At 42.6% G+C, this 20,169-nt stretch carries 19 protein-coding genes and 1 tRNA gene; 9 read left to right on the forward strand and 11 right to left on the reverse strand.

The window, feature by feature from the left end; genetic code table 11:
• Positions 1–3: 3 nt before the first annotated feature.
• From purU to QZ407_RS04845, 4 genes are all read left to right on the forward strand, one after another.
• A complete protein-coding gene (gene purU, locus QZ407_RS04830) occupies positions 4–831 on the forward strand; it encodes a formyltetrahydrofolate deformylase (protein ID WP_295768142.1) in 828 nt (275 codons plus the stop codon).
• Positions 832–880: 49 nt separating this feature from the next.
• Positions 881–1,267, forward strand: a complete 387-nt coding sequence (locus tag QZ407_RS04835) for a hypothetical protein (RefSeq protein WP_295768144.1) — start codon at positions 881–883, stop codon at positions 1,265–1,267.
• Positions 1,268–1,297: 30 nt separating this feature from the next.
• On the forward strand, positions 1,298–1,963 hold the full coding sequence (locus tag QZ407_RS04840) for a YceH family protein (RefSeq protein WP_295768146.1): 666 nt from the start codon (positions 1,298–1,300) through the stop codon (positions 1,961–1,963).
• An 80-nt stretch (positions 1,964–2,043) separates the two neighbouring features.
• The gene (locus tag QZ407_RS04845; protein WP_295768148.1) at positions 2,044–3,420 is read left to right on the forward strand and encodes a S41 family peptidase; all 1,377 of its coding nucleotides are present in this window, start codon (positions 2,044–2,046) and stop codon (positions 3,418–3,420) included.
• 3 nt (positions 3,421–3,423) lie between these two features.
• Here the strand turns inward: QZ407_RS04845 and QZ407_RS04850 are convergent, their stop codons facing one another.
• The 4 genes from QZ407_RS04850 to QZ407_RS04865 form a co-directional block, all read right to left on the reverse strand.
• Complete coding sequence (locus QZ407_RS04850) at positions 3,424–4,305, reverse strand: DMT family transporter (protein ID WP_295768150.1); 882 nt, start codon at positions 4,303–4,305, stop codon at positions 3,424–3,426.
• Between the two features lie 38 nt (positions 4,306–4,343).
• The gene (locus tag QZ407_RS04855; protein WP_295768152.1) at positions 4,344–4,715 is read right to left on the reverse strand and encodes a DUF2314 domain-containing protein; all 372 of its coding nucleotides are present in this window, start codon (positions 4,713–4,715) and stop codon (positions 4,344–4,346) included.
• Between the two features lie 87 nt (positions 4,716–4,802).
• Complete coding sequence (locus tag QZ407_RS04860) at positions 4,803–6,668, reverse strand: CocE/NonD family hydrolase (RefSeq protein ID WP_295768154.1); 1,866 nt, start codon at positions 6,666–6,668, stop codon at positions 4,803–4,805.
• Between the two features lie 80 nt (positions 6,669–6,748).
• Positions 6,749–7,939, reverse strand: a complete 1,191-nt coding sequence (locus QZ407_RS04865; RefSeq protein WP_295768156.1) for a phosphoglycerate kinase — start codon at positions 7,937–7,939, stop codon at positions 6,749–6,751.
• A 317-nt stretch (positions 7,940–8,256) separates the two neighbouring features.
• Between QZ407_RS04865 and QZ407_RS04870 the strand changes: the two genes are divergently transcribed.
• Complete coding sequence (locus QZ407_RS04870) at positions 8,257–8,763, forward strand: glycine zipper domain-containing protein (protein WP_295768158.1); 507 nt, start codon at positions 8,257–8,259, stop codon at positions 8,761–8,763.
• Between the two features lie 76 nt (positions 8,764–8,839).
• Here QZ407_RS04870 and QZ407_RS04875 read toward each other — a convergent pair whose 3' ends face one another.
• Complete coding sequence (locus QZ407_RS04875) at positions 8,840–9,274, reverse strand: GNAT family N-acetyltransferase (RefSeq protein WP_295768160.1); 435 nt, start codon at positions 9,272–9,274, stop codon at positions 8,840–8,842.
• Positions 9,275–9,338: 64 nt separating this feature from the next.
• On the reverse strand, positions 9,339–10,337 hold the full coding sequence (gene gap, locus QZ407_RS04880; RefSeq protein WP_295768163.1) for a type I glyceraldehyde-3-phosphate dehydrogenase: 999 nt from the start codon (positions 10,335–10,337) through the stop codon (positions 9,339–9,341).
• Positions 10,338–10,453: 116 nt separating this feature from the next.
• On the opposite strand from gap, the gene QZ407_RS04885 reads away from it, so the two are divergent.
• Positions 10,454–12,046 (forward strand): hypothetical protein, encoded by a 1,593-nt coding sequence (locus QZ407_RS04885; protein WP_295768166.1) that lies wholly within the window; start codon positions 10,454–10,456, stop codon positions 12,044–12,046.
• A 67-nt stretch (positions 12,047–12,113) separates the two neighbouring features.
• Here QZ407_RS04885 and obgE read toward each other — a convergent pair whose 3' ends face one another.
• The 4 genes from obgE to QZ407_RS04905 all read right to left on the reverse strand — a co-directional run bounded on the left by obgE (position 12,114) and on the right by QZ407_RS04905 (position 15,843).
• Positions 12,114–13,121 (reverse strand): GTPase ObgE, encoded by a 1,008-nt coding sequence (obgE, locus tag QZ407_RS04890; protein ID WP_295768168.1) that lies wholly within the window; start codon positions 13,119–13,121, stop codon positions 12,114–12,116.
• Between the two features lie 240 nt (positions 13,122–13,361).
• Entirely contained in the window at positions 13,362–13,934 is a 573-nt protein-coding gene (locus tag QZ407_RS04895; protein ID WP_157539904.1) for an adenylate kinase, read from the reverse strand.
• Positions 13,935–14,004: 70 nt separating this feature from the next.
• Positions 14,005–14,078: transfer RNA gene (locus tag QZ407_RS04900), tRNA-Arg, on the reverse strand.
• A 154-nt stretch (positions 14,079–14,232) separates the two neighbouring features.
• Positions 14,233–15,843, reverse strand: coding sequence for a S8 family peptidase (locus QZ407_RS04905; RefSeq protein WP_295768170.1), 1,611 nt, complete (start codon positions 15,841–15,843; stop codon positions 14,233–14,235).
• A gap of 125 nt (positions 15,844–15,968) precedes the next feature.
• On the opposite strand from QZ407_RS04905, the gene QZ407_RS04910 reads away from it, so the two are divergent.
• From QZ407_RS04910 to atpC, 3 genes are all read left to right on the forward strand, one after another.
• Positions 15,969–16,955, forward strand: a complete 987-nt coding sequence (locus QZ407_RS04910; protein ID WP_365334638.1) for an NAD(P)H-quinone oxidoreductase — start codon at positions 15,969–15,971, stop codon at positions 16,953–16,955.
• Positions 16,956–17,194: 239 nt separating this feature from the next.
• Entirely contained in the window at positions 17,195–18,700 is a 1,506-nt protein-coding gene (atpD, locus tag QZ407_RS04915; RefSeq protein WP_295768173.1) for a F0F1 ATP synthase subunit beta, read from the forward strand.
• An 83-nt stretch (positions 18,701–18,783) separates the two neighbouring features.
• Positions 18,784–19,041 (forward strand): ATP synthase F1 subunit epsilon, encoded by a 258-nt coding sequence (gene atpC / locus QZ407_RS04920; RefSeq protein ID WP_157539900.1) that lies wholly within the window; start codon positions 18,784–18,786, stop codon positions 19,039–19,041.
• Between the two features lie 72 nt (positions 19,042–19,113).
• Here atpC and QZ407_RS04925 read toward each other — a convergent pair whose 3' ends face one another.
• On the reverse strand, positions 19,114–20,160 hold the full coding sequence (locus QZ407_RS04925) for an acyltransferase (RefSeq protein ID WP_295768176.1): 1,047 nt from the start codon (positions 20,158–20,160) through the stop codon (positions 19,114–19,116).
• Between the last annotated feature and the right edge of the window lie 9 nt (positions 20,161–20,169).

The raw sequence follows: 20,169 nt of genomic DNA on the forward strand, positions 1-20,169 counted from the left end.
CTCATGATTATAATAATTCAATGCCGCGACCGGGTGGGACTGGTGTCGGCCATATCGGGTGCAATGAGTAAGGCCGGTCTCAACATCATTAACATGGATGAGTACGTTGATAAGGCCGAAAATCGTTTTTTTGTACGGCTGAATGTTGAACAGCCCGAGGGCACCCGTTTGCATGAGGATGATTTGAAACCATTGCTACCTGATGATGCTATAGTAACCATCAATCCATCGCCCGAGAAAAAGATAGTAGTGATGGTTACCAAAGAATACCATTGCCTGGCAGATATATTGATTCGTAATTATTTTAAAACGCTGGGCGCAACCGTGCAGGCGGTAATTGGTAACCATAATGTGCTTGAGGATATTTGCCGTCGGTTTGGTATACCTTTCCATTATATAACACACGAACAGGAAACCAAAGGCCAGTTTGAAGCAGCAATTGCTGATACCATTAACAACTACAATCCTGATTACGTAGTGCTGGCAAAATTTATGCGAATTTTGTCGCCTGAGTTTGTAGCCAGATTCCCTATGCGGGTTATCAATATCCATCACTCTTTTTTACCTGCCTTTATTGGGGCCAACCCATACAGGCAGGCGTACAATCGTGGCGTGAAAATTATAGGTGCCACCGCTCACTTTGTAACCAATGATTTGGACGAAGGGCCTATTATTTCACAACAAACCATTCATGTAAACCATACCTACACCGCACAAGACATGATGAAGGCCGGCCGTGAAGTGGAAACCTCTGTTTTGGCAAATGCACTACAGTTGGTTTTGCACGATAGGGTATTCGTTTACAAAAATAAAACGGTTGTTTTTGAATAATGTATCACACAAATCCTGAGTTTTTAACTTTAAAGTACCAACACTTTATATGGAAAAGAAAATCTATTATTTGCTTGCATTTGTAGTAGTGATTTTTGTGGCATGTACGTCTCAAAAAGGAATGTCGGTACATGACAAGTTGGAAGGCCGCTGGGCATTAACTGAAACGTTGAACGACATTGGCGATGGTAAAGGCAAATATGTGCCCGTAACTGCCGACAGTGCTTACCTTGTATTTAATAAAAGCGGACTTATAAACGGCAATGCTATTTATGGTGCCACTAATTATAAGATTACTGATAACACTCACCTGGCAATAAGTATAAAGGGTAACACGGCGCCGGTAAACTACCGATACAAGGTAGATGGTAACGATTTAGAACTTAATGCGCCCTGCCGTGAGGCCTGCGGTATGCGTTTTAAGCGAATGAGGTAGTTTTGTAGCCACAATTGCTATATTTAGCACATGGATTACTCGCAAAGCTTACCTAAACTTAATGCCGAAGAAATACGTGTGTTAGGCTCCTTAATGGAAAAAAGCCGTACCACCCCCGATTATTATCCCATGACCATTAACAGCTTAACGGCGGCTTGCAACCAAAAGTCGTCGCGCAAGCCGGTGGTTAATTATGATGAGGATACCGTGGTGCGTACACTTGATACTTTAAAGAAAAAAGGTTTAGTATCAACCGCCACCGGCGGTAGTAGTAGGGCTACCAAGTATAAACACAACTTTGCTATTGCGTTCCCGGTAATTCCATCCGAAGTAGCTATTATTTGCCTGCTGCTGTTGCGCGGTCCGCAAACACCCGGCGAACTGAATACCAATTCGGGCCGTTTGTACGAGTTTGAAAGTTTGGACGATGTACAAGACGCCCTGGAAAAATTAAGCAGCGGCGATATGCCGTATCTAACCCAGTTGCCACGCCGTACCGGGCAGAAGGAAGTGCGTTATATGCATCTGTTGGGCGAATCGTTGGATATTCTGGAGGATGATGAGCCCGACAGTGCTTCTTCGTCAAAATCAAACCCTTTGGTTGCTGCACTTGAGGAACGCGTGGCAAAGCTGGAAGAAGAGCTGTCTACTATGCGCACGGAGTTTGATAAGCTGATGAAAGAATTGATGGGATAATTTGCCGGTAAAATTTGTTTAAAATACTTTATTAAGGCAACATAAACCGCAAAGCTTTGCCTTTACCCACGCATTGCCGAATGAAAAAACTAATTATCCTGTTTGCTGCGCTACTTGAAGTTTTATTGACTTTTGGACAAAATACAACTGAACTGCCAAAGTTTTCTGCTAATGAACTTAAGACAGATCTTGACTTTTTGAAACAGCAAGTATTTAATGTGCACGCTAACCCATTTACTGAGCTTTCGCAAACGCAATATCAAAAGTTATTCGACGACATTGAATCTAGCATCACTGATTCGCTAACAGCGGTAGACTTTTATCGTTTAGTAAAACCTGTAGTGTCTTACCTGTCTGACGAGCATGCGCAAATAGGCTACAACGGAAAACTTATTGGTACCTATTTTACCAGCAGTGTGTTCCTGCCTATCACGCTAACAAAAAAAGGTAAGGATTACGTAGTAGATAATACCCTTACAGATGTTGCAGGTATTGTTAAGGGCGACGTTATAACGCAAATAAATAATGAGCCGGTGAATGCACTAGTTAACCGCAATATTGCTTACGCAACAGGCTTTCGTGGCCAGCGGTTAGACAAGGCTATGCAGCAGTTTGGTTTATGGTACGGCTGGAGCACACCCTATGCAAAAGTGCAATATGAAGTAAAAACAGGTGCAGGAAAAACTGTGGTTGTTCCTGGAGTTGACATAAAGGTTTGGCAAAAATACTTGAACGCTGCTTCAGTAAGTAGCACCGCAAAATTACCGCTGATTTCTTATTCGCTTTATAAGGATGCCGGATACATCAATGCCAATTCTTTCAACGTCCATAATAATAGAGAGATGGACTCGATAAAGAACGTACTCAAAACCGTTTTTCAAAAAATAAGCACCGATAAGCCTAAGTACCTTTTTATTGATGTGAGTAATAACGGTGGGGGAAACTCTGAAGTTGGTGATGCAATGATAGACTACTTTTACGCTAAGCCATATCTTAATTATCAATGCAACTGGCGGCGTAGCGATGAGTATTTAAAGCTGATGCAAAGTTGGGGAATAAAAGATAGCGTTTACGCAGCTAAGGCAGCAGGAAGCTTAATTCATTTTGATGCAGAAAAGGTATTTCCCTCGTCAAACAATCCGCTTCGTTATAATGGTAAGGTTTATATAATTGTAGGCCCCGGTACATTTTCGAGCGCTATGATGTTTGCTACTGTAATTAAAGATAACAAAATAGCTACTTTAGCAGGCCAGGTGCCTAAAAACGGACACCCTTCACACTTTGGTGAAATGTACTCAGTAAACTTGCCTAATACAAAACTGCCAGTTAGGTTTGGCGTAAAAGAATGGTTGCGCCCCGCCGGAAAATCAGTTGAAAATGTTTTAAGACCCGATATCAATATTGACTTATCAGCAGGTTCAAGCCCCGAAAAGCTGTACGATTTGTTGATCAAGTAACCATTATGCCGACTTCGTAGTTGACCCGTTTTTACGTTTAGAAATTACCAGCCCTATTATAACCAGCATAGTACCTATTACCGAATAAAGCGTAATGCTTTCGCCCAATAATAAATAGCCAAAAAGGTAGCCAAACACCGGTACAAGGTACAGCCACGAGGCCGCAGTTACAGGATCGCGCTTTACGAGGTACATCCATATCATATTTGCTACAAATGATAGTACCATGATGAGCCACGCAAGACTTAGGAGCAAATTGACATCCACTTTGTAAACCTGGTGTGCATTGAAGAGCCAGCAAAACGGTAATAACATAACCCCACCAACAAAAACCTGCCATATGTTAAACACCATACGTGAAAGTGACATGTGTGCGTTGGAAAGATAAATGCTGCTAGATGCATAGGCAGTTACATAAATAACCAGCAACAGTATGCCAAGCGGTTTAATAGAAGCGTTGGGCAGTGCTGCTAATGAGGCTACAATTAAACCGGTAAAGGATATAAGCATACCGCCAACTTCAAATCGTGTTAGTTTTCGTTTTAAAAAAATGGACGAAAGCAATGCAATCAAAAGCGGAGTAACGGCTGTAAACAGCATACTGATTCCAGCCGGTGAGTATTTTTGAGCGGCAAAAAAGCTGCCTAAGGTGGCTGTACTATTCAGAAAACCGTAAATAAAAATGGGTTTCCATTCATTGCGTTTAGGCAAAAAACGATGCTTGGGATGAAGTAGAAAGAATGGCGAGAATAGTAAGCCCGTGCAAATAAAACGTATAGCGGCCAGCATCAATCCATCGGCCGAGCGGATGCCAAACTTGGCTCCTATTGCCCCGGTTGACCATAATATGGCAAACATTAACCCAGGCAGTATATTCTTAAACATGGGGCTAAGTTAAGCAGGATGCCGAAAAGTTTATTATCTTAATTATTCCCTTTTTGGCCCTCTAAATATTTCGATGAGAAGCTGCCAATCTTTTGCTTGTGCACTTCATCATAAATAACCCAGGCTTCCACTTCTTTTAAAGGAACTTTTACTTCGTCTTGTATTTTTAGCTTTTTCAAAACGTATGGAGAGTCAACGAGCATTCCTTGAAAAGTATTACTGTTTACCACAAAAAACCTTGACCACATATGTTCATGTTGACCATCTTTAATAAAGTCTGATTTTACAGCAAAAACATAGTTCTTTTCATCGGCGGCATGTAGTTTCAAACTATCAACAAATTGGTTGATTTTCGCTTGAGCAGTATCTTTAAGCGCTAAAAAGGCACTATCTCCGGTTGGTAAATTCACAACCGAATCGGGCTTTTATTAGCGGAATTAGTGAAAGCTTGTAAGCTGGCTATCAACAAGCCTGAATAAATAAGTAGATGTTTCATATTACATTACCCGTACTTTCAAAAAGCTCGGATTGTTTTTAGAAGTGTAAACGCGGTGCGTTGCCTTTTTAAAATCGGTATCCTTAGCTTTCATTATATCCTGAAACTGCTGCGTATTGCGGTCAATAAGTGGGAACCATGAACTTTGTACCTGTACCATAATACGGTGGCCCTTTTTAAAGGTGTGAAGTACATCCTGCAATTCAAAGTTGACCGGGCTTACCTTGCCAGGCGCAAATGGAGATGGCTTATCAAAGCCTGTACGGTACTTTCCGCGCATACCTTCGCTGCGTACCATTTGCTGGTAGCCGGCCATTTGCACGTCTTTGCCCGTAAACTTATTATTAGGGGCGCTATCTGGGTAAACGTCAATTACTTTTACAATCCAGTCGGCATCGGTGCCGGTGGTTGATACTTTGAGGTTAGCCCAAATGTTACCAGCAAGCGTAACATCACTGGTAAGCACATCCGTTTGATAAGTTACCACGTCAGTACGGTCCTTTAAAAAACGCTGGTCGGCCGTCATGTAATCACGTTCCATGTCCATAGTTGGCTTAGCGTAGTAAGGCACGGGTTTGTTAGGGTCTGATACAAATTCGTTAAAGCTTTCTTTAGTGGCAGATGGCGCCGTAAATGATAATCTTCCACCGGACAAAAAGTAAAGGTTCTTTTCTTTAGCGGGGGCTGGCGGCCATATGTTGTAGTTTCTCCATTTGTTTTCGCCTGTTTCAAAAGTGTTTACCTTTGGCAAGTTTAAGGGTGTGCCTTTCAAATAGTGGCTAAAGAAGACAAACTCAATACTATCACGATAATAAGGGGCTGTAGCACCACCAAAATCAACATCACCTAAGTGGTCGCCCAGGCCGCGTGCCCAGCCGCCATGTACCCACGGACCCATGGCAAAGTAAACCGGCGTGTTAGGATTTTTAGCTGCAAGCACTTTATAGGTGTTGATGGCGCCGTACAAATCTTCGGCATCATACCAGCCGCCGGTAACCAGTGTAGCAGTTTTAATATCGTGCAGGTGAGTTAACACGTTGCGGTCTTTCCAATGCTGATCATAGTCCGGGTGGTCCATCATCTCATTCCACAAGCGTATAGTGTCTTTGAAGTACTTTACGTTGGTATTACGCATTGAACCCATTTTTAGGAAAAAGTCATAACCATCCTCACTGCCAGGGTTAGGGTTAAACCTTGCACCGCGGCGCTGGGTGGGTTTATCATCCTGCCTGTTAGTAAAACCCGGATAAAAGCCAAAGTTGGCTGCTAAAAAGAAGGTGCCGTTATGCCAGGCATCATCGCGCCATAAATCGGCAATAGGTGCCTGTGGCGATGCAGCTACCAGGGCCGGGTGACGGCTTAACAGCGCTGTTGTAGTGTAAAAGCCTGGATAAGAAATACCCCATACCCCAACTTTGCCGTTGTTGTTGGCTACGTTTTTAAGTAACCAGTCAATAGTATCATAGGTGTCGGTGCCTTCGTCAACATCTTTGTTGGTTTTGTGCTCTTCCAGTTCAGGAGTCATTTCTTCGTAAATGCCTTCGCTCATCCAACGACCGCGCACATCCTGGTAAACGAAAATGTAGCCATCCTGCATGAACTTTGGGTTCGGTCCTAATGATGGTCTGTAAGCATCGGCTCCGTAAGGAGCAACACTGTAACAAGTGCGGTCCATCATGAAAGGGTGCTTTTTTGATTGATCTTTAGGAGTGTATACCGACGTAAATAGCTTTTTGCCGTCGCGCATGGGTATTTGATACTCATGCTTGGTGTAGTGTTCTTTAACGTAAGCGGCATCAGCACTGCCGGGCTGTGCAATAGCCGTAATGCAAAATAAAGAGAATAGGAGCGTAACGAAGAGTTTCATAAATGCTATTGAATAGCTAAACATACAAAAAAGGCCGCTTTGATGAAAGCAGCCTTCTCGTTTATTTTGGTGTGTTAAGATTACTCGTTTATAGCCTTAACACCCGGCAATTCCTTACCTTCCATGTATTCCAGTAATGCACCGCCGCCGGTTGATACGTAGCTTACATCATCATTAAAGCCAAACTTTGAAACTGCAGCAGCCGAGTCGCCGCCACCAATCAACGTAAAGCCACCATCTTTTGTAGCTTGTACTACTGCTTCGGCTACGGCTTTGGTGCCTTTTTCAAACTTTTCCATTTCGAAAACGCCCATTGGGCCGTTCCATAACACAGTTTTTGATTCGGCTACAACTTTAGTGAATGCGGCTATCGAATCCGGACCAATATCCAAGCCCATCCAGTCTTCTTTAATTTCTTTGTTTGGCGCTATGTCGGTATTAGCGTCGGCAGCAAATGCATCAGCAATTACCGAATCGGTTGGTAACAACAAATTAACGCCTTTGCTTTTGGCTTTTTCAATCAACTGTAGCGCCAGGTCAAGCTTATCATCCTCTACCAATGATTTGCCAATGTTTCCACCCTGAGCCTTTGCAAAGGTATAAGCCATACCACCGCCAATAATAAGGTTGTCAACTTTTTCAAGCATGTTTTCAATCAGCAGCAGCTTGTCGCTTACTTTTGCGCCGCCCATAATAGCGGTAAATGGTTTGGCAGCACCGTTCAATACTTTTTCGGCATTTTCCAGTTCGGCAGCCATCAGGTAGCCAAAGTACTTAGCTTCCGGGAAAAATTGTGCAATTATAGCGGTAGAAGCATGGGCGCGGTGAGCAGTTCCAAAGGCATCATTTACGTATACATCGCCTAGTTTTGAAAGTTTTTCGGCAAAGTCTTTATCGCCTTTTTCTTCTTCCTTGTAAAAACGCAGGTTTTCAAGCAGCAATACTTCGCCATCTTTAAGAGCAGCAGCTTTTTCAGTTGCTTGTTGGCCTATACAGTCATCTGCAAATTGGACTTCTTTACCAAGCAGTTGAGATAGGTGCGGAATGATGTGCTTTAAAGAATACTTTTCGGTAGGTCCTTCTTTTGGCCGGCCTAAGTGCGACATCAATATAAGCGAACCGCCATCAGCCAATATTTTTTTTAAGGTTGGCAGCGCAGCAGTAATGCGGTTATCATCAGTTATGTTGTAATCCTTGTCAAGCGGAACGTTAAAATCAACCCTTATAAGGGCTTTTTTTCCGGCAAAGTTTAGTTGATCGATTGTTTTCATGATTGGTTGCATGTCAAAATGAGTGCCCAAAATCAGAAAATTAATTGAGATACGTAAACGTAATTTTAAAAATGTGTGGGAAATACACTATGCAAGCTTAATGGTGTTTAAGTTGAATGTATTTATATATCACTTAACTTTTTTAATGATAAGTAAATTGATTTGATATGTTAAGGTTAAACGTCTTTTAAACAATAGCTTACATATAAATTAGTAGTAAGAGTTGTGAAAATTGGCAGCTAAATTGCTTTTACCATTTGACTTTTATCAATTCAACAAGTCAATTAATTATTAGCATTTACTTAAAACAGTTAATTATGATACAGGTAAAGCGTTTATTGATGGTTTCGGGCGTAGCACTAGGTTTAGTTGCATGTCATTCAAACCCAAATCAATCTAACACCGTGGCTGCTAAAGTAGACAGCCAGCAAACTTCAACCGTAACAATGGAAAAGTCTGATACCGTAGGCCTGGCAGCTTTCAGGGCTCAACAGCAGGCACGTTATGAAGACAGCCTTAAAAATGTAGGCGCTATGCGCGAGCGTGAACGCCGCCGTGCAAGAGCAACAACTACTTATGCTTCGTCAGGTACAAGGTCGTCATATGCGGCTTCTGGCTACGGTGCAAATACCACAACAACTACCAGAAAGAAAAGCCACGCAGCACGTAACGGTGCTTTGATAGGCGCTGGTGCAGGTGCTTTAACAGGTGCTTTGGTAACCAAGAAAAACCGCGGCGTTGGTGCATTAATTGGTGGTGTAGCCGGTGGTGCAGCAGGTTATGGAGTTGGTAAAATAGTAGAGAAGAAAAAAGAAAACCAATAAGCTTACTTAGCTCAAATAAAAAATGCAACCCATGAAGGGTTGCATTTTTTGTATAGGCTCATTTTATATATGCGGCTTATTGAATTTTAAGATACATAGCATGGTGCGGGCCAATTCCGGGTATATCAAATTCCTTTGATACAATTTCAAAACCAACGTTGCTGTAAAAGTTAACGGCTATTTTACGTGCATTGCACCATACATAGTTTACTTTTTGGCCGCGCAGATAAACCACAGCAAAATTTACAAGCTGCGTACCCAAACCTTTACCCTGGTAGCTTTTTAAAGTAGCCATTCCCCTTAACTGGTAGCCTTTACCGGTAAACTCACCGTACCCTTGCGGATGAAAAGACGCAATACTTACTAGCTCATCACCATCAAAGAAACCTAAGTGGAAGCTTTCTGGATAATCATCGCCCGTAAAGCGGCATTCTTCAAGGGTAAGCTTTCCCTCACGCAATATTTCATTGCGGATAGGAAGTATATCATCTTTGCTTATAAATTTTACCACGAGTGATAATTATTGGTTTTGTAAGTTAGAAAGGTTCAAGTTGTATTATTCTCTGAAGCTGTATTTAAGAACTCAATGATGCAATTCGCTCAACCAAATCGGCCAAACGGCTGCTATAACCCATTTCATTGTCATACCAGCCCACAACTTTTACCAGGTCGCCAACTATTGATGTTAGCTGTGCATCGAATATACAGCTATGCGGGTTGTCAAGTATATCGGTTGATACTATAGGGTCTTCGGTATATTCTAAAATATCTTTCATTGCGCCGTTGGCAGCTTCCTTAAAGGCTGCATTAATGGCCTCAACAGTTGCCCGCTTTTTTAAAAGGCAGGTAAAATCAGTAAGTGAACCGTTAAGTACAGGCACACGTATTCCTGCTCCGCCTAATTTACCATCCAAATGAGGGAATATTGAAGTTATTGCCTTTGCTGCTCCGGTGGTTGTTGGAATGATAGATGATGATGCAGCCCTTGCCCTGCGAAGGTCTTTATGAGGAGCATCGTGCAGGTTTTGATCGCCGGTCATGGAGTGTACGGTGGTGATATAACCTTCGGTTATGCCCCAGTTTTCTTCCAGCACCTTTACCATAGCAGCCACATTGTTGGTAGTACATGATGCATTTGATATAATGGGCGACCGCAAATCAATTTGATCATCATTCACACCCAACACCACGGTTGGTACCGTTTTGCCGCCTGCCGGGGCAGATATAATAACTTGTTTGGCACCTGCAGATAAATGCTGGTTAGCGCCATCGAGCGAGGCAAACTTGCCGGTTGATTCAATTACAAGATCAATGTCAAGATCTGCCCATGGTAGATTTACCGGAATGCTTTCGGCCAGTATTTTTATTGATTTGCCGTTTATAAACAAATGTTGCTCATCAAAAGAAACATCGCCTTTAAAGCCTCGGTGAACGCTGTCGTATTTAAATAAATGTGCCAGCGTTTGTGTGCTGGTAATGTCATTAATGGCAACTACCTCAATGCCCGGCCTGTTCAATATATTACGCAAAAAGATGCGGCCAATACGGCCGAATCCATTGATAGCTATTCTCATTATCTAATACTTAGTACCCTGCAAAATTATAAAATATAAAGGCTTAAGCGTGTGTTTTAATACACGGGCGGGTCATATTCATACTATCTTTTAATAATGCCTACTTTTGTAATTGCATGACCTCTAAAAGTAGCATCAGGGAAAATAAATGGGCCTTCATTATTTTGGCGGTTCCGGTATTGGTAACGTTTATTACCGGAGCTTATAGTTTTGTAGCACCTCCGGCCATATACCCCGATCCAAGCTGGGGTTTTCAGGTAATGCGCTCAATGGAACACGGCGGTGCCTTCAATATGCTGGTAGGACCTGATACTGCCAACATAGCCAGAGATTCCGGCTTTTTTTTAACGTGGTGGTCGCCGGGACAATATTTATTACCTTACATTTTTAAGCAATTGTTTGATGTTAACACCGGGCAGGCTTCAGTATTTACCAGTGTATTATGTGAAATAACAGGCCTTTTTGGCTTTTTTGCTTTTTTTAAGAAAGTAGGCTTTAAGCCGGTTATTGCTGCTTTAAGTGTGGTCTTTATTGCCAGTCAGCTGTTTTACTATATTCCGTTTGCTTTTTATAATGGGGGAGAGGTAATCATGTTTGCTTATGCAGGGTGGTTTTTATACGGATGCTTTCATTTCAAAAAAGTTAGCCCGCTCATGCTGCTGTTTGTATTGGTTGCAGGCTGGGCAGGCTTCTTCAGCAAATCGTCAATGATGCTGGTGTACGCGGCCGGTTTGTTTTGTATGTGGATTAATATGTCGCCACAACGCAAAGATTACGCTGCATGGATTAAAAACGGAATAGCCATCAGTATTCCGTTTGTGATTTCTGTAGCTTGTATTTACATCTTCTTTTTAAGCAGGGGCGAAAACCCGGCGTCAGAGTCAAGCGGTGGTTTTCGTATCATATGGGAAACGTTCTTGTTCCCGATAGGCTCACCTTTGCTGGCTGGTTTCTCGTTAGATGAACTGACGCATGGCTTAATTTACCACCCCGACGGACCTATGTTTTCGCCGGCCGTAACAACCATATTGTTGATTGCTATAGCCGCGGGCAGCGTAGCACTGGTTTGGGCAATTGTAAGGCTTGTGCCTTACCGTCAATACATTATCGCTTTAGTTGCTTTTTATGTAGTTTTCTTTCTTTTCTTTGGGCAGGCCTTTGTACGCCAGTTAGCTATATCATATGAAGGCCGGCACTTTCGTATTGTGGGGCTGTTGATTGTTCCGGGAGCAATTTATTTGGTTGATAATAGCAGGATTTATTTTAAGGCAGCCTTTGTGTTTATTTGGATATTTATTGCCTGGCAAAGCATTTCAACTCTGCACCGCGAATACTGGTATAACCGCGAGGAAGGCATACACGGCACTTCGGGCATTACCCAGCAATTTATTGACAAGCCAACGCTTAAGTACATTTTACAAGCAGATCAGCGGCAACGCAATGCTATCTTCGTTTTCATCAGCGCCGATTTAGGCTTGGAAATTCAAAACAACCGGTTTATAACCATTGAACCCATAGGTGCCGATGTTGGTACCAATTATGATGACTACACATTTAAAGGACACGCCGGGCCATTGTATATTTTGCTGCCGTCGGAATATGAAACCAACGGAGGAGCTAAGTTTATAATGCAAAAGTGTTTCCCCGGGTATAAAAACTTTGAGCCTAAAAAGCTTACAAGTGATTATACCGTTTGGATAGGAAAGTAATTATTCAATTTCCGTAATTAATCCTTTTCAAAAAAGTTCCCTCTTTGGATAAAAAGGGATAGGATAATTATTGAATGTTATTATTGATTTCTTTCCACAGCAAATCTTTCAATGGATCAATGCCTTGTTGGGCTACGGCTGAAATAAATACCGCAGGTATGCCTTCTGGAAGCTCTGCTTTCATTTCCTGTTGCAGTTCGTCATCCAGCAAATCGCTTTTGGTAATAGCCAGTACACGTGGCTTGTGAGCAAGCTCGGGATTGTACTCTTTAAGCTCATGCAATAATATCTCATATTCCTGCTTAATGCTGCGGTTAGTATCGGCCGGAATCATGAATAACAATACAGAGTTGCGCTCAATATGACGTAAAAAACGGAAGCCCAAACCTTTACCTTTTGATGCTCCTTCAATAATACCCGGAATATCGGCCATTACAAATGAACGGTTATTGCGGTAAGCCACAATGCCTAGATTAGGTACAAGGGTAGTAAAAGCATAATCAGCAATTTCGGGCTTGGCTGCTGATACTACTGATAGTAGGGTAGACTTACCCGCGTTCGGAAAACCAACCAAACCTACATCCGCCAGTAATTTCAATTCCAGTATATTCCAGTGCTCTTGTCCAGGTTCGCCCGGTTGAGCGTAACGTGGTGTTTGGTGGGTTGATGATTTAAAATGCCAGTTACCTAAACCACCACGGCCCCCTGAGGTTAGAATTTTGGTCTCGCCGTCTTTAGTAATTTCAAAAATCACCTCGCCAGTTTCGGCATCGCGGGCTATAGTGCCCAAGGGTACTTCAAGTATTTCGTCTCTGCCGGTTTTACCGGTGCTAAGGGCACTGCCGCCACTGTCACCATCACCGGCAATGATATGCTTGCGGTATTTGAGGTGTAGCATGGTCCATAGCTGGGCATTGCCCTTCACAATAACATGTCCGCCACGGCCACCGTCGCCACCATCGGGGCCACCTTTAGCCGTATGTTTATCACGGTGCAAATGCGCCGACCCTGCTCCACCCTTGCCCGAGCGGCAGCAAATTTTTACATAGTCAACAAAGTTCGAACCCTGGCTCATGTGTTTTGTATTTCAAAATCCAAATTTTTACATTCGAATTTGTGTAACTCTTTAATTTTCTACTTGTCATTTCAAGCCCGACAAACCTCTTTAACGTGCTTACCTTGCACATTTATCAGGATTATCTGCAATAATTAGCAATGACAAAGTCTCAACCTGCTATAAACAACAATTTCGGATTTAAACAGCCCTTTGTAGCACTGTTCAAATCCGAAATCAAAATTCCGGCTAGCGGAAATATTAATATTTTTCTATTACCTCGCTAATGGCATCAAAAATACCATCAATGGTACCTACGCCGTTAATGCTGGTAAACTTATCCTGTTCTTTGTAAAACTCTGCTACCGGCGTGGTTTTGCTATTATACTCGTTAATGCGTTTACGAATAATTTCGGGGTTTGCATCATCAGGGCGGCCTGATGTTTTGCCGCGCTCTAACAAGCGTTTTTCTAACTCTTCATCATCAACCACCAAAGCTATCATGCCTGAAATTGCAGTGCTTTTTTCCTCAAGTAAGGTATCTAAAGCCGCTGCCTGCGCAACAGTGCGTGGAAACCCGTCAAATATAAAGCCTTTGGCATCAGCATTTGCATCTAGCTTATTGCTAATCATGCCAATCACTACTTCATCAGGTACAAGTTTGCCATCATCCATCAGTTTTTTAGCTTCGAGGCCCAGCGTAGTACCTTGTGCAATTTCATTGCGTAATATATCACCGGTTGAGAGATGTATTAAGCCGTATTTTTCAATAAGTTTTTGAGATTGTGTACCCTTGCCAGCGCCCGGCGGACCAAACAAAACTAAGTTCAGCATCCTTGTGATTTGTGTTTTAAATTAAAAAAGCCTTTCTGCAATAATACGGAAAGGCTTTGAGATTAAAAAGTGCACTCGAAGGGAGTCGAACCCCTAACCTTCTGATCCGTAGTCAGATGCTCTATCCAATTGAGCTACGAGTGCTTCCTGAAACGGAATGCAAAAGTAGTATTATTCTACATTCCGTTCAAATGTTTTTATAAAAAAATGATAAATAATTTTTGAAAATGAGTTTCCGACTTCATAATCAGGATATTAATTTTCAAATAAACCATAACACAAGTTGTTGTTCATGTTCTTATTTGGCTGCCGACTTAGCCGCCGCAAGTTTAAGCGCATTATAAGCGTTTACAACACCGCCGGTTTTACACAAGTCGGCAAAGGCAATGCTTCGCTCTTTGCTGCCAACTTTATAGTTTACTTTATGGTCTATTTTAACAACCGATTTTAAAATAACTTCTTTAACCTCTGCAGCGGTCAAAGAGGGGTAGTATGATCTGATAAGTGCCGCAAGTCCGCTTACTACCGGTGCCGCCATGCTGGTACCGTCATGATTGGCATACTCTGAATTTGGTGTAGTTGAATAGATAGCAACACCTGGAGCAAATACATCCACTGTATTTTTACCATAGTTTGAAAATGGTGCTTTCAATGTTTTATCATCTATAAAGCCCGATGCACCAACTTCTATCCATGCTTCGGCCGTACCGCTTTTGTCTTCATAATTACGGTTAGGGTAAAATATCTTTTGGTCAGTGTTTTCATTGTCGTTACCGGCAGCGTGTATAAGTAGCACATCTTTACTTACAGCGTACTTCACCGCTTCGTCCACTACTTTTTTATCCCATGAGTAGGGTTTGCCAAAACTCATGTTAATTACCTTAGCTCCGTTATTGGCAGCGTATCTTATAGCGTTGGCTACATCCTTATCGCGTTCATCGCCGTTGGGTACCGTACGTACCGACATGATGGCAACGTTATTGGCTACACCTTTAATACCTAGGTTGTTTTCACGCAGGGCGGCAATAATTCCTGCCACATGCGAACCATGATCCGCATCAGGCCCGGTAACATCGTTGTTGCCGTAGAAGTGTTCGTTACTGTTTTCGTAATTGTCGCCTACAAGGTCACGCGCCTCATAGTCCATATTTAAGTGGTAATTCAGCTTTTCGTTATAATGCTGGTAGGCCTCATCTACTACATTCTTTTTAAAATCTTTAAAATCCTTGTATTCAGGCATCATGCGAAGCACAATCTCGCGCACACGGTTATCAACCTGGTTGCGCGGCACAAAATTCATCACGTCTTTATACGTTGGGTTTTCAATGCCAATGGCTTGCAGTACCGCTTCAAGGGCCTGTTTAAAGCCGCTTATATTTTGCAGGCTTTGGGTGGCTTCAGCTCGTTGCTTTTGCAGTTCGGCCTTATGCTTTTCGTGTTCATTATAAGCTTTAAGTTCCTCGCCCTTCAGTGTTTCGGGTGTTGCGTAGGCAAACTTCATCCAGTATTTTTTTAGCAGGCGGGTAAGTTCTGTATTATCGTATTGGAGGTTGCCTTTGGCCGATCCTATGAAATTCCAGCCGTGCACATCGTCGGCGTAGCCATTTTTGTCATCATCAATACCGTTGCCTGCAATTTCTTTGCTGTTGCTCCAAATTACATCTTTCAAATCTTCGTGGTTCACATCAACCCCGCCATCAATCACGGCAACAATTACTTTTGATGGCTTTTTATCCTTCAGTAATTCGTTGTAAGCTTTTTCAGTGCTTATACCAAACATTCCGTCGGCTTTCAGGTCGAGGTTTTGCCAGTTGGGTTTTGGCTTGGCGGGAGCTTGGGCGAAGGTGTTTGTGGTACATAAAAGCATGCCTGCCAATAACAGGCGTTTTATAGAATAAAAATTAATCATTTAAGTTAAAGAGCAAGTAAAATTACAAGCGTTAAATAAACCAAAAAAACGCTCATGATACAACGCTGAAATTTGATAAACCATATGAAAGTTTAAAACCGTGGGCCAGTAGCAGAGTTAATTGAATGATGAAAACAGTGATAATTTGTAAACCCGGAGGACCTGATGTGTTGAAGCTGGCCGAGCGGCCAAAGCCTGTGCCCCGGCCAAATGAAGTATTGATAAAAGTGCATGCTGCCGGCGTTAACCGGCCCGATGTTGCGCAGCGTGAAGGCAGTTACCTGCCGCCCCCGGGTTCATCCATTGATATACCTGGGCTTGAAGTGGCGGGCGTGGTTGAAGCAATTGGGTCTGATGTGTCGTTATGGCAAGCGGGTGATGAGGTATGCGCTCTTATAGCAGGCGGCGGTTATGCTGAATATTGCGTGGCTCCCGAAGGGCAATGTTTGCCGGTTCCGGCGGGTATGAGCATGGTTGAAGCTGCAAGCCTCCCCGAAACTTTTTTTACTGTTTGGAGTAACGTTTTTGACAGGGCAGGGTTACAGCCGGGCCAAAGTTTGCTTGTGCATGGCGGCAGCAGCGGTATTGGTGTGGCAGCTATACAAATGGCTAAAGCTTTAGGTAGCACTGTGTATGTAACCGCCGGTACAGCCCATAAATGTGAAGTGTGCGAACAATTGGGTGCAACAAAAGCCATCAACTACAAAACGCAAAATTTTGCTGATGAGATCATACAGTTAACCAACGGAAATGGTGTTGACATAATTTTAGACATGATAGGAGGCGATTACACACCGCTAAACCTTGCCGCACTTGCAAATGATGGACGGTTGGTACTGATTAATACCATGAAGGGTAAAGATGCGCAAGTTGATTTGTCATTGGTTATGCGTAAGCGAATTGCCATAACCGGTTCAACTTTGCGTGGCAGAAATACTGAATTTAAGGCTGCAATTGCAAAACAACTCAAGGAACATGTATGGCCACTAATTGAGCAAGGACAAATTAAAGCAGTGATTAACCAAACTTACCCGTTACATCATGCTGCCAAAGCGCATTCGCTTATGGAAAGCAGCGAACACATAGGCAAAATTGTGCTTGTGATGCCTTAATTTAAAAGTCAAGCTATCCGCTGATGACGATCAGCTGAACGCTTTTTATTGTGATATATTATCCATCTGTTATTATTCATTATCCGTTGAGTGTATTAGGTTCATATTTTCAGTAAAATTCTTTCATATAAGTAGTTAAAAAGTCATTATAAACCTTAACTTTGCGCTCCGAAATAGTGTCATGTGTTTGTTACAAAACCTGTTTCATTATCAGTTTTAAAAAATTAGGTAAGGTATATATGCCAAACATTGGAAAAATCTCACAAATCATTGGTCCGGTAGTTGACGTAAGCTTTAGCGACGATGCACATCTTCCTAGAATTTATGATGCGCTGGAGATCACCAAAAGCAACGGTCAGAAAATTGTATTAGAAGTTCAGCAGCACTTAGGCGAAGATCGCGTACGTGCCATTGCAATGGACTCAACCGACGGTTTATTACGCGGCATGCCGGTAACCGATCTGGAATCTCCTATCCGTATGCCTATCGGTGATAATATCAAAGGTCGTGTATTTAACGTAGTAGGTGATGCTATTGATGGTTTGCCTGATTTAGACAAAAAAGGTGGTCGTCCTATTCACGCTACTCCTCCAAGATTTGAAGACTTATCTACCGAAACTGAAGTACTGTTTACTGGTATTAAAGTAATTGACCTTTTAGAGCCTTATGCTAAAGGTGGTAAAATTGGTTTGTTTGGTGGTGCTGGTGTAGGTAAAACCGTATTAATTCAGGAACTGATTAACAACATTGCAAAAGCATACTCAGGTTTATCGGTATTTGCTGGTGTAGGTGAGCGTACGCGTGAAGGTAATGACTTACTGCGCGAGATGCTTGAGTCAGGCATTATCAAATACGGGGAAGAGTTTATGCACTCTATGGAGCAAGGCGGATGGGATCTATCTAAGGTGAACGCCGAAGAATTAAAAGATTCAAAAGCAACCTTCGTGTTCGGTCAGATGAACGAGCCGCCAGGTGCACGTGCACGTGTTGCATTATCAGGTTTAACTATTGCCGAGTATTTCCGTGATGGTGATGCTGAAGGTAAAGGCCGTGATATCCTGTTCTTTATCGATAATATCTTCCGCTTTACTCAGGCGGGTTCTGAAGTATCGGCTTTATTAGGTCGTATGCCATCAGCGGTAGGTTACCAGCCAACGCTTGCTACCGAGATGGGTATCATGCAGGAACGTATTACCTCAACAAAACGTGGTTCAATTACTTCAGTACAGGCCGTTTACGTACCTGCGGATGACTTGACTGACCCTGCGCCGGCTACAACTTTCGCCCACTTGGACGCTACCACCGTACTTTCACGTAAGATTGCTGAGTTAGGTATCTATCCTGCGGTTGACCCTCTGGATTCAACTTCACGTATTTTGAGCGCTGCTGTATTGGGTGATGAGCATTATAACACCGCACAACGCGTTAAAGAAACCTTACAACGTTACAAAGAACTTCAGGATATCATTGCCATTTTAGGTATGGATGAGTTATCTGAAGAAGATAAGTTAACAGTATCACGCGCTCGTCGTGTTCAGCGTTTCTTATCACAGCCTTTCCACGTGGCCGAGCAGTTTACCGGCTTAAAAGGTGTATTGGTTGATATCAAAGAAACTATCAAAGGTTTCAATATGATCATGGATGGTGAAGTGGATCAATATCCTGAAGCTTCATTTAACCTTGTTGGTACTATTGAAGACGCCATTGAAAAAGGTAAAAAACTATTAGCAGAAGCAAATAATTAATTGTTGCAGTTTGCGGGTTGAGAGTTAACAAATAATGAATTGCAAAACTCTCAACACGCAAGTTACAGCACATAACTCAAAAAATGACTTTAGAAATTCTTACTCCTGATAAAAAAGTATTTGAGGGCGAAGTTAGCTCAGTAACCGTTCCGGGTACTTTAGGGTCGTTTGAGATATTAAATAACCACGCACCAATCATTTCAACGCTTGAGGATGGTAAACTTATTGTTCGCGGCGGAAGCAAAGATGGTAAAGAAGGTGTTTACCGCATACAAGGCGGAGTGGTTGAAGTAAATAATAACAAAGTAATGGTACTTGCCGAAGGCATTACCCAGCGTTAATACTTACTTAAACATAATAAAAGCCCCTGTTATTTTATAGCAGGGGCTTTTTTGTATAATAAGGTTTGCATTTTATGCGCGCATCCACTTTCTTTTCAGCCAGGCGCGCACAGGTTCGTCATATAGCTTAAGTGCTGCATATGCAACCGCCACAAATACAATAAACAACCCGCAGCCAACAGTTAGCATTTGAGCGGGTGTTGGCTTTTTTGCTTGTATCCAATACAAAAAGTAATAAATGCCGGGGTAGTGTATGATGTAAAGAGGGTAAGACAAATCGCCCGAAAACTTACACAGTTTAGCCCACTTTCCGCCAATGCTGCTTCCGGCACCAGCTGCAATAACCAAAGGAAAAATGAATATGATACATGCAGCCTCAAACAGCCCGTTATATTTAAAATAGGGTAGCATGAAAAGTACAATCAATACTACCGAGCACAGCAGGTAAGCGTTGCGTATTTTAATTAATAACCCCGATCTGAATAGCAGCAACCCTGCAAAGAAAGGGAATGCCATGCGTGTTAAACCCATCCAAAAGTTACCATAAGCCCAACCGCTGGCCACGCTACCCAGCATGTTAGCCGCATATGCTAACCATAAGCCGCTAATAATGGCTACAATCCATAATGCCTTAATGCTTATCACCCGCCCAAACGCAACATATAGAATGTTTGCGATGTATTCCTGTAATAGTGACCATAGCGGCCCGTTCAGTGAATGAGTTTCATCCCATCCCCGCACATCAGGGGTGGGCAGTAATGTTAGTCCTATTAATGTAATGCCCACCAGTTTCATAAAGTCAATATGGTATTTGGCATCTATATAGGGGTCGAGCCAAAAGCAAACGGCACCGAGTATTGTGCTGAAAATAACCATAGGGTGCAGGCGAATAAGGCGCGCCTTAAAAAAGTCCCAGGGTTTCAATTTACCCCAGCGGTCATCATAAGCGTAACCAATAACAAAGCCCGACAACATAAAAAAGAAGTCGACAGCAAGGTAGCCATGGTGAATAGGGTGAATGCTATAATCGATGTACAACGATTCGTACAAATGGAAGATAACTACCATAATGGCCGCTGTTCCGCGTAAGCCATCAAGTATAGGGTAATGTGGTTTCAAAGGCAATGT

It is taken from the genome of uncultured Mucilaginibacter sp. (genome assembly GCF_913773635.1).
Lineage (GTDB): Bacteria > Bacteroidota > Bacteroidia > Sphingobacteriales > Sphingobacteriaceae > Mucilaginibacter.

What these genes read in the sequence shown, in the direction of transcription:
- purU (WP_295768142.1), top strand. Translation starts at nt 4, where the DNA reads ATGATTATAATAATTCAATGCCGCGACCGGGTGGGACTGGTGTCGGCC.
- QZ407_RS04835 (WP_295768144.1), top strand. Translation starts at nt 881, where the DNA reads ATGGAAAAGAAAATCTATTATTTGCTTGCATTTGTAGTAGTGATTTTT.
- QZ407_RS04840 (WP_295768146.1), top strand. Translation starts at nt 1,298, where the DNA reads ATGGATTACTCGCAAAGCTTACCTAAACTTAATGCCGAAGAAATACGT.
- QZ407_RS04845 (WP_295768148.1), top strand. Translation starts at nt 2,044, where the DNA reads ATGAAAAAACTAATTATCCTGTTTGCTGCGCTACTTGAAGTTTTATTG.
- QZ407_RS04850 (WP_295768150.1), bottom strand. Translation starts at nt 4,305, where the DNA reads ATGTTTAAGAATATACTGCCTGGGTTAATGTTTGCCATATTATGGTCA.
- QZ407_RS04860 (WP_295768154.1), bottom strand. Translation starts at nt 6,668, where the DNA reads ATGAAACTCTTCGTTACGCTCCTATTCTCTTTATTTTGCATTACGGCT.
- QZ407_RS04865 (WP_295768156.1), bottom strand. Translation starts at nt 7,939, where the DNA reads ATGAAAACAATCGATCAACTAAACTTTGCCGGAAAAAAAGCCCTTATA.
- QZ407_RS04870 (WP_295768158.1), top strand. Translation starts at nt 8,257, where the DNA reads ATGATACAGGTAAAGCGTTTATTGATGGTTTCGGGCGTAGCACTAGGT.
- gap (WP_295768163.1), bottom strand. Translation starts at nt 10,337, where the DNA reads ATGAGAATAGCTATCAATGGATTCGGCCGTATTGGCCGCATCTTTTTG.
- QZ407_RS04885 (WP_295768166.1), top strand. Translation starts at nt 10,454, where the DNA reads ATGACCTCTAAAAGTAGCATCAGGGAAAATAAATGGGCCTTCATTATT.
- obgE (WP_295768168.1), bottom strand. Translation starts at nt 13,121, where the DNA reads ATGAGCCAGGGTTCGAACTTTGTTGACTATGTAAAAATTTGCTGCCGC.
- QZ407_RS04895 (WP_157539904.1), bottom strand. Translation starts at nt 13,934, where the DNA reads ATGCTGAACTTAGTTTTGTTTGGTCCGCCGGGCGCTGGCAAGGGTACA.
- QZ407_RS04905 (WP_295768170.1), bottom strand. Translation starts at nt 15,843, where the DNA reads ATGATTAATTTTTATTCTATAAAACGCCTGTTATTGGCAGGCATGCTT.
- QZ407_RS04910 (WP_365334638.1), top strand. Translation starts at nt 15,969, where the DNA reads ATGATGAAAACAGTGATAATTTGTAAACCCGGAGGACCTGATGTGTTG.
- atpD (WP_295768173.1), top strand. Translation starts at nt 17,195, where the DNA reads ATGCCAAACATTGGAAAAATCTCACAAATCATTGGTCCGGTAGTTGAC.
- atpC (WP_157539900.1), top strand. Translation starts at nt 18,784, where the DNA reads ATGACTTTAGAAATTCTTACTCCTGATAAAAAAGTATTTGAGGGCGAA.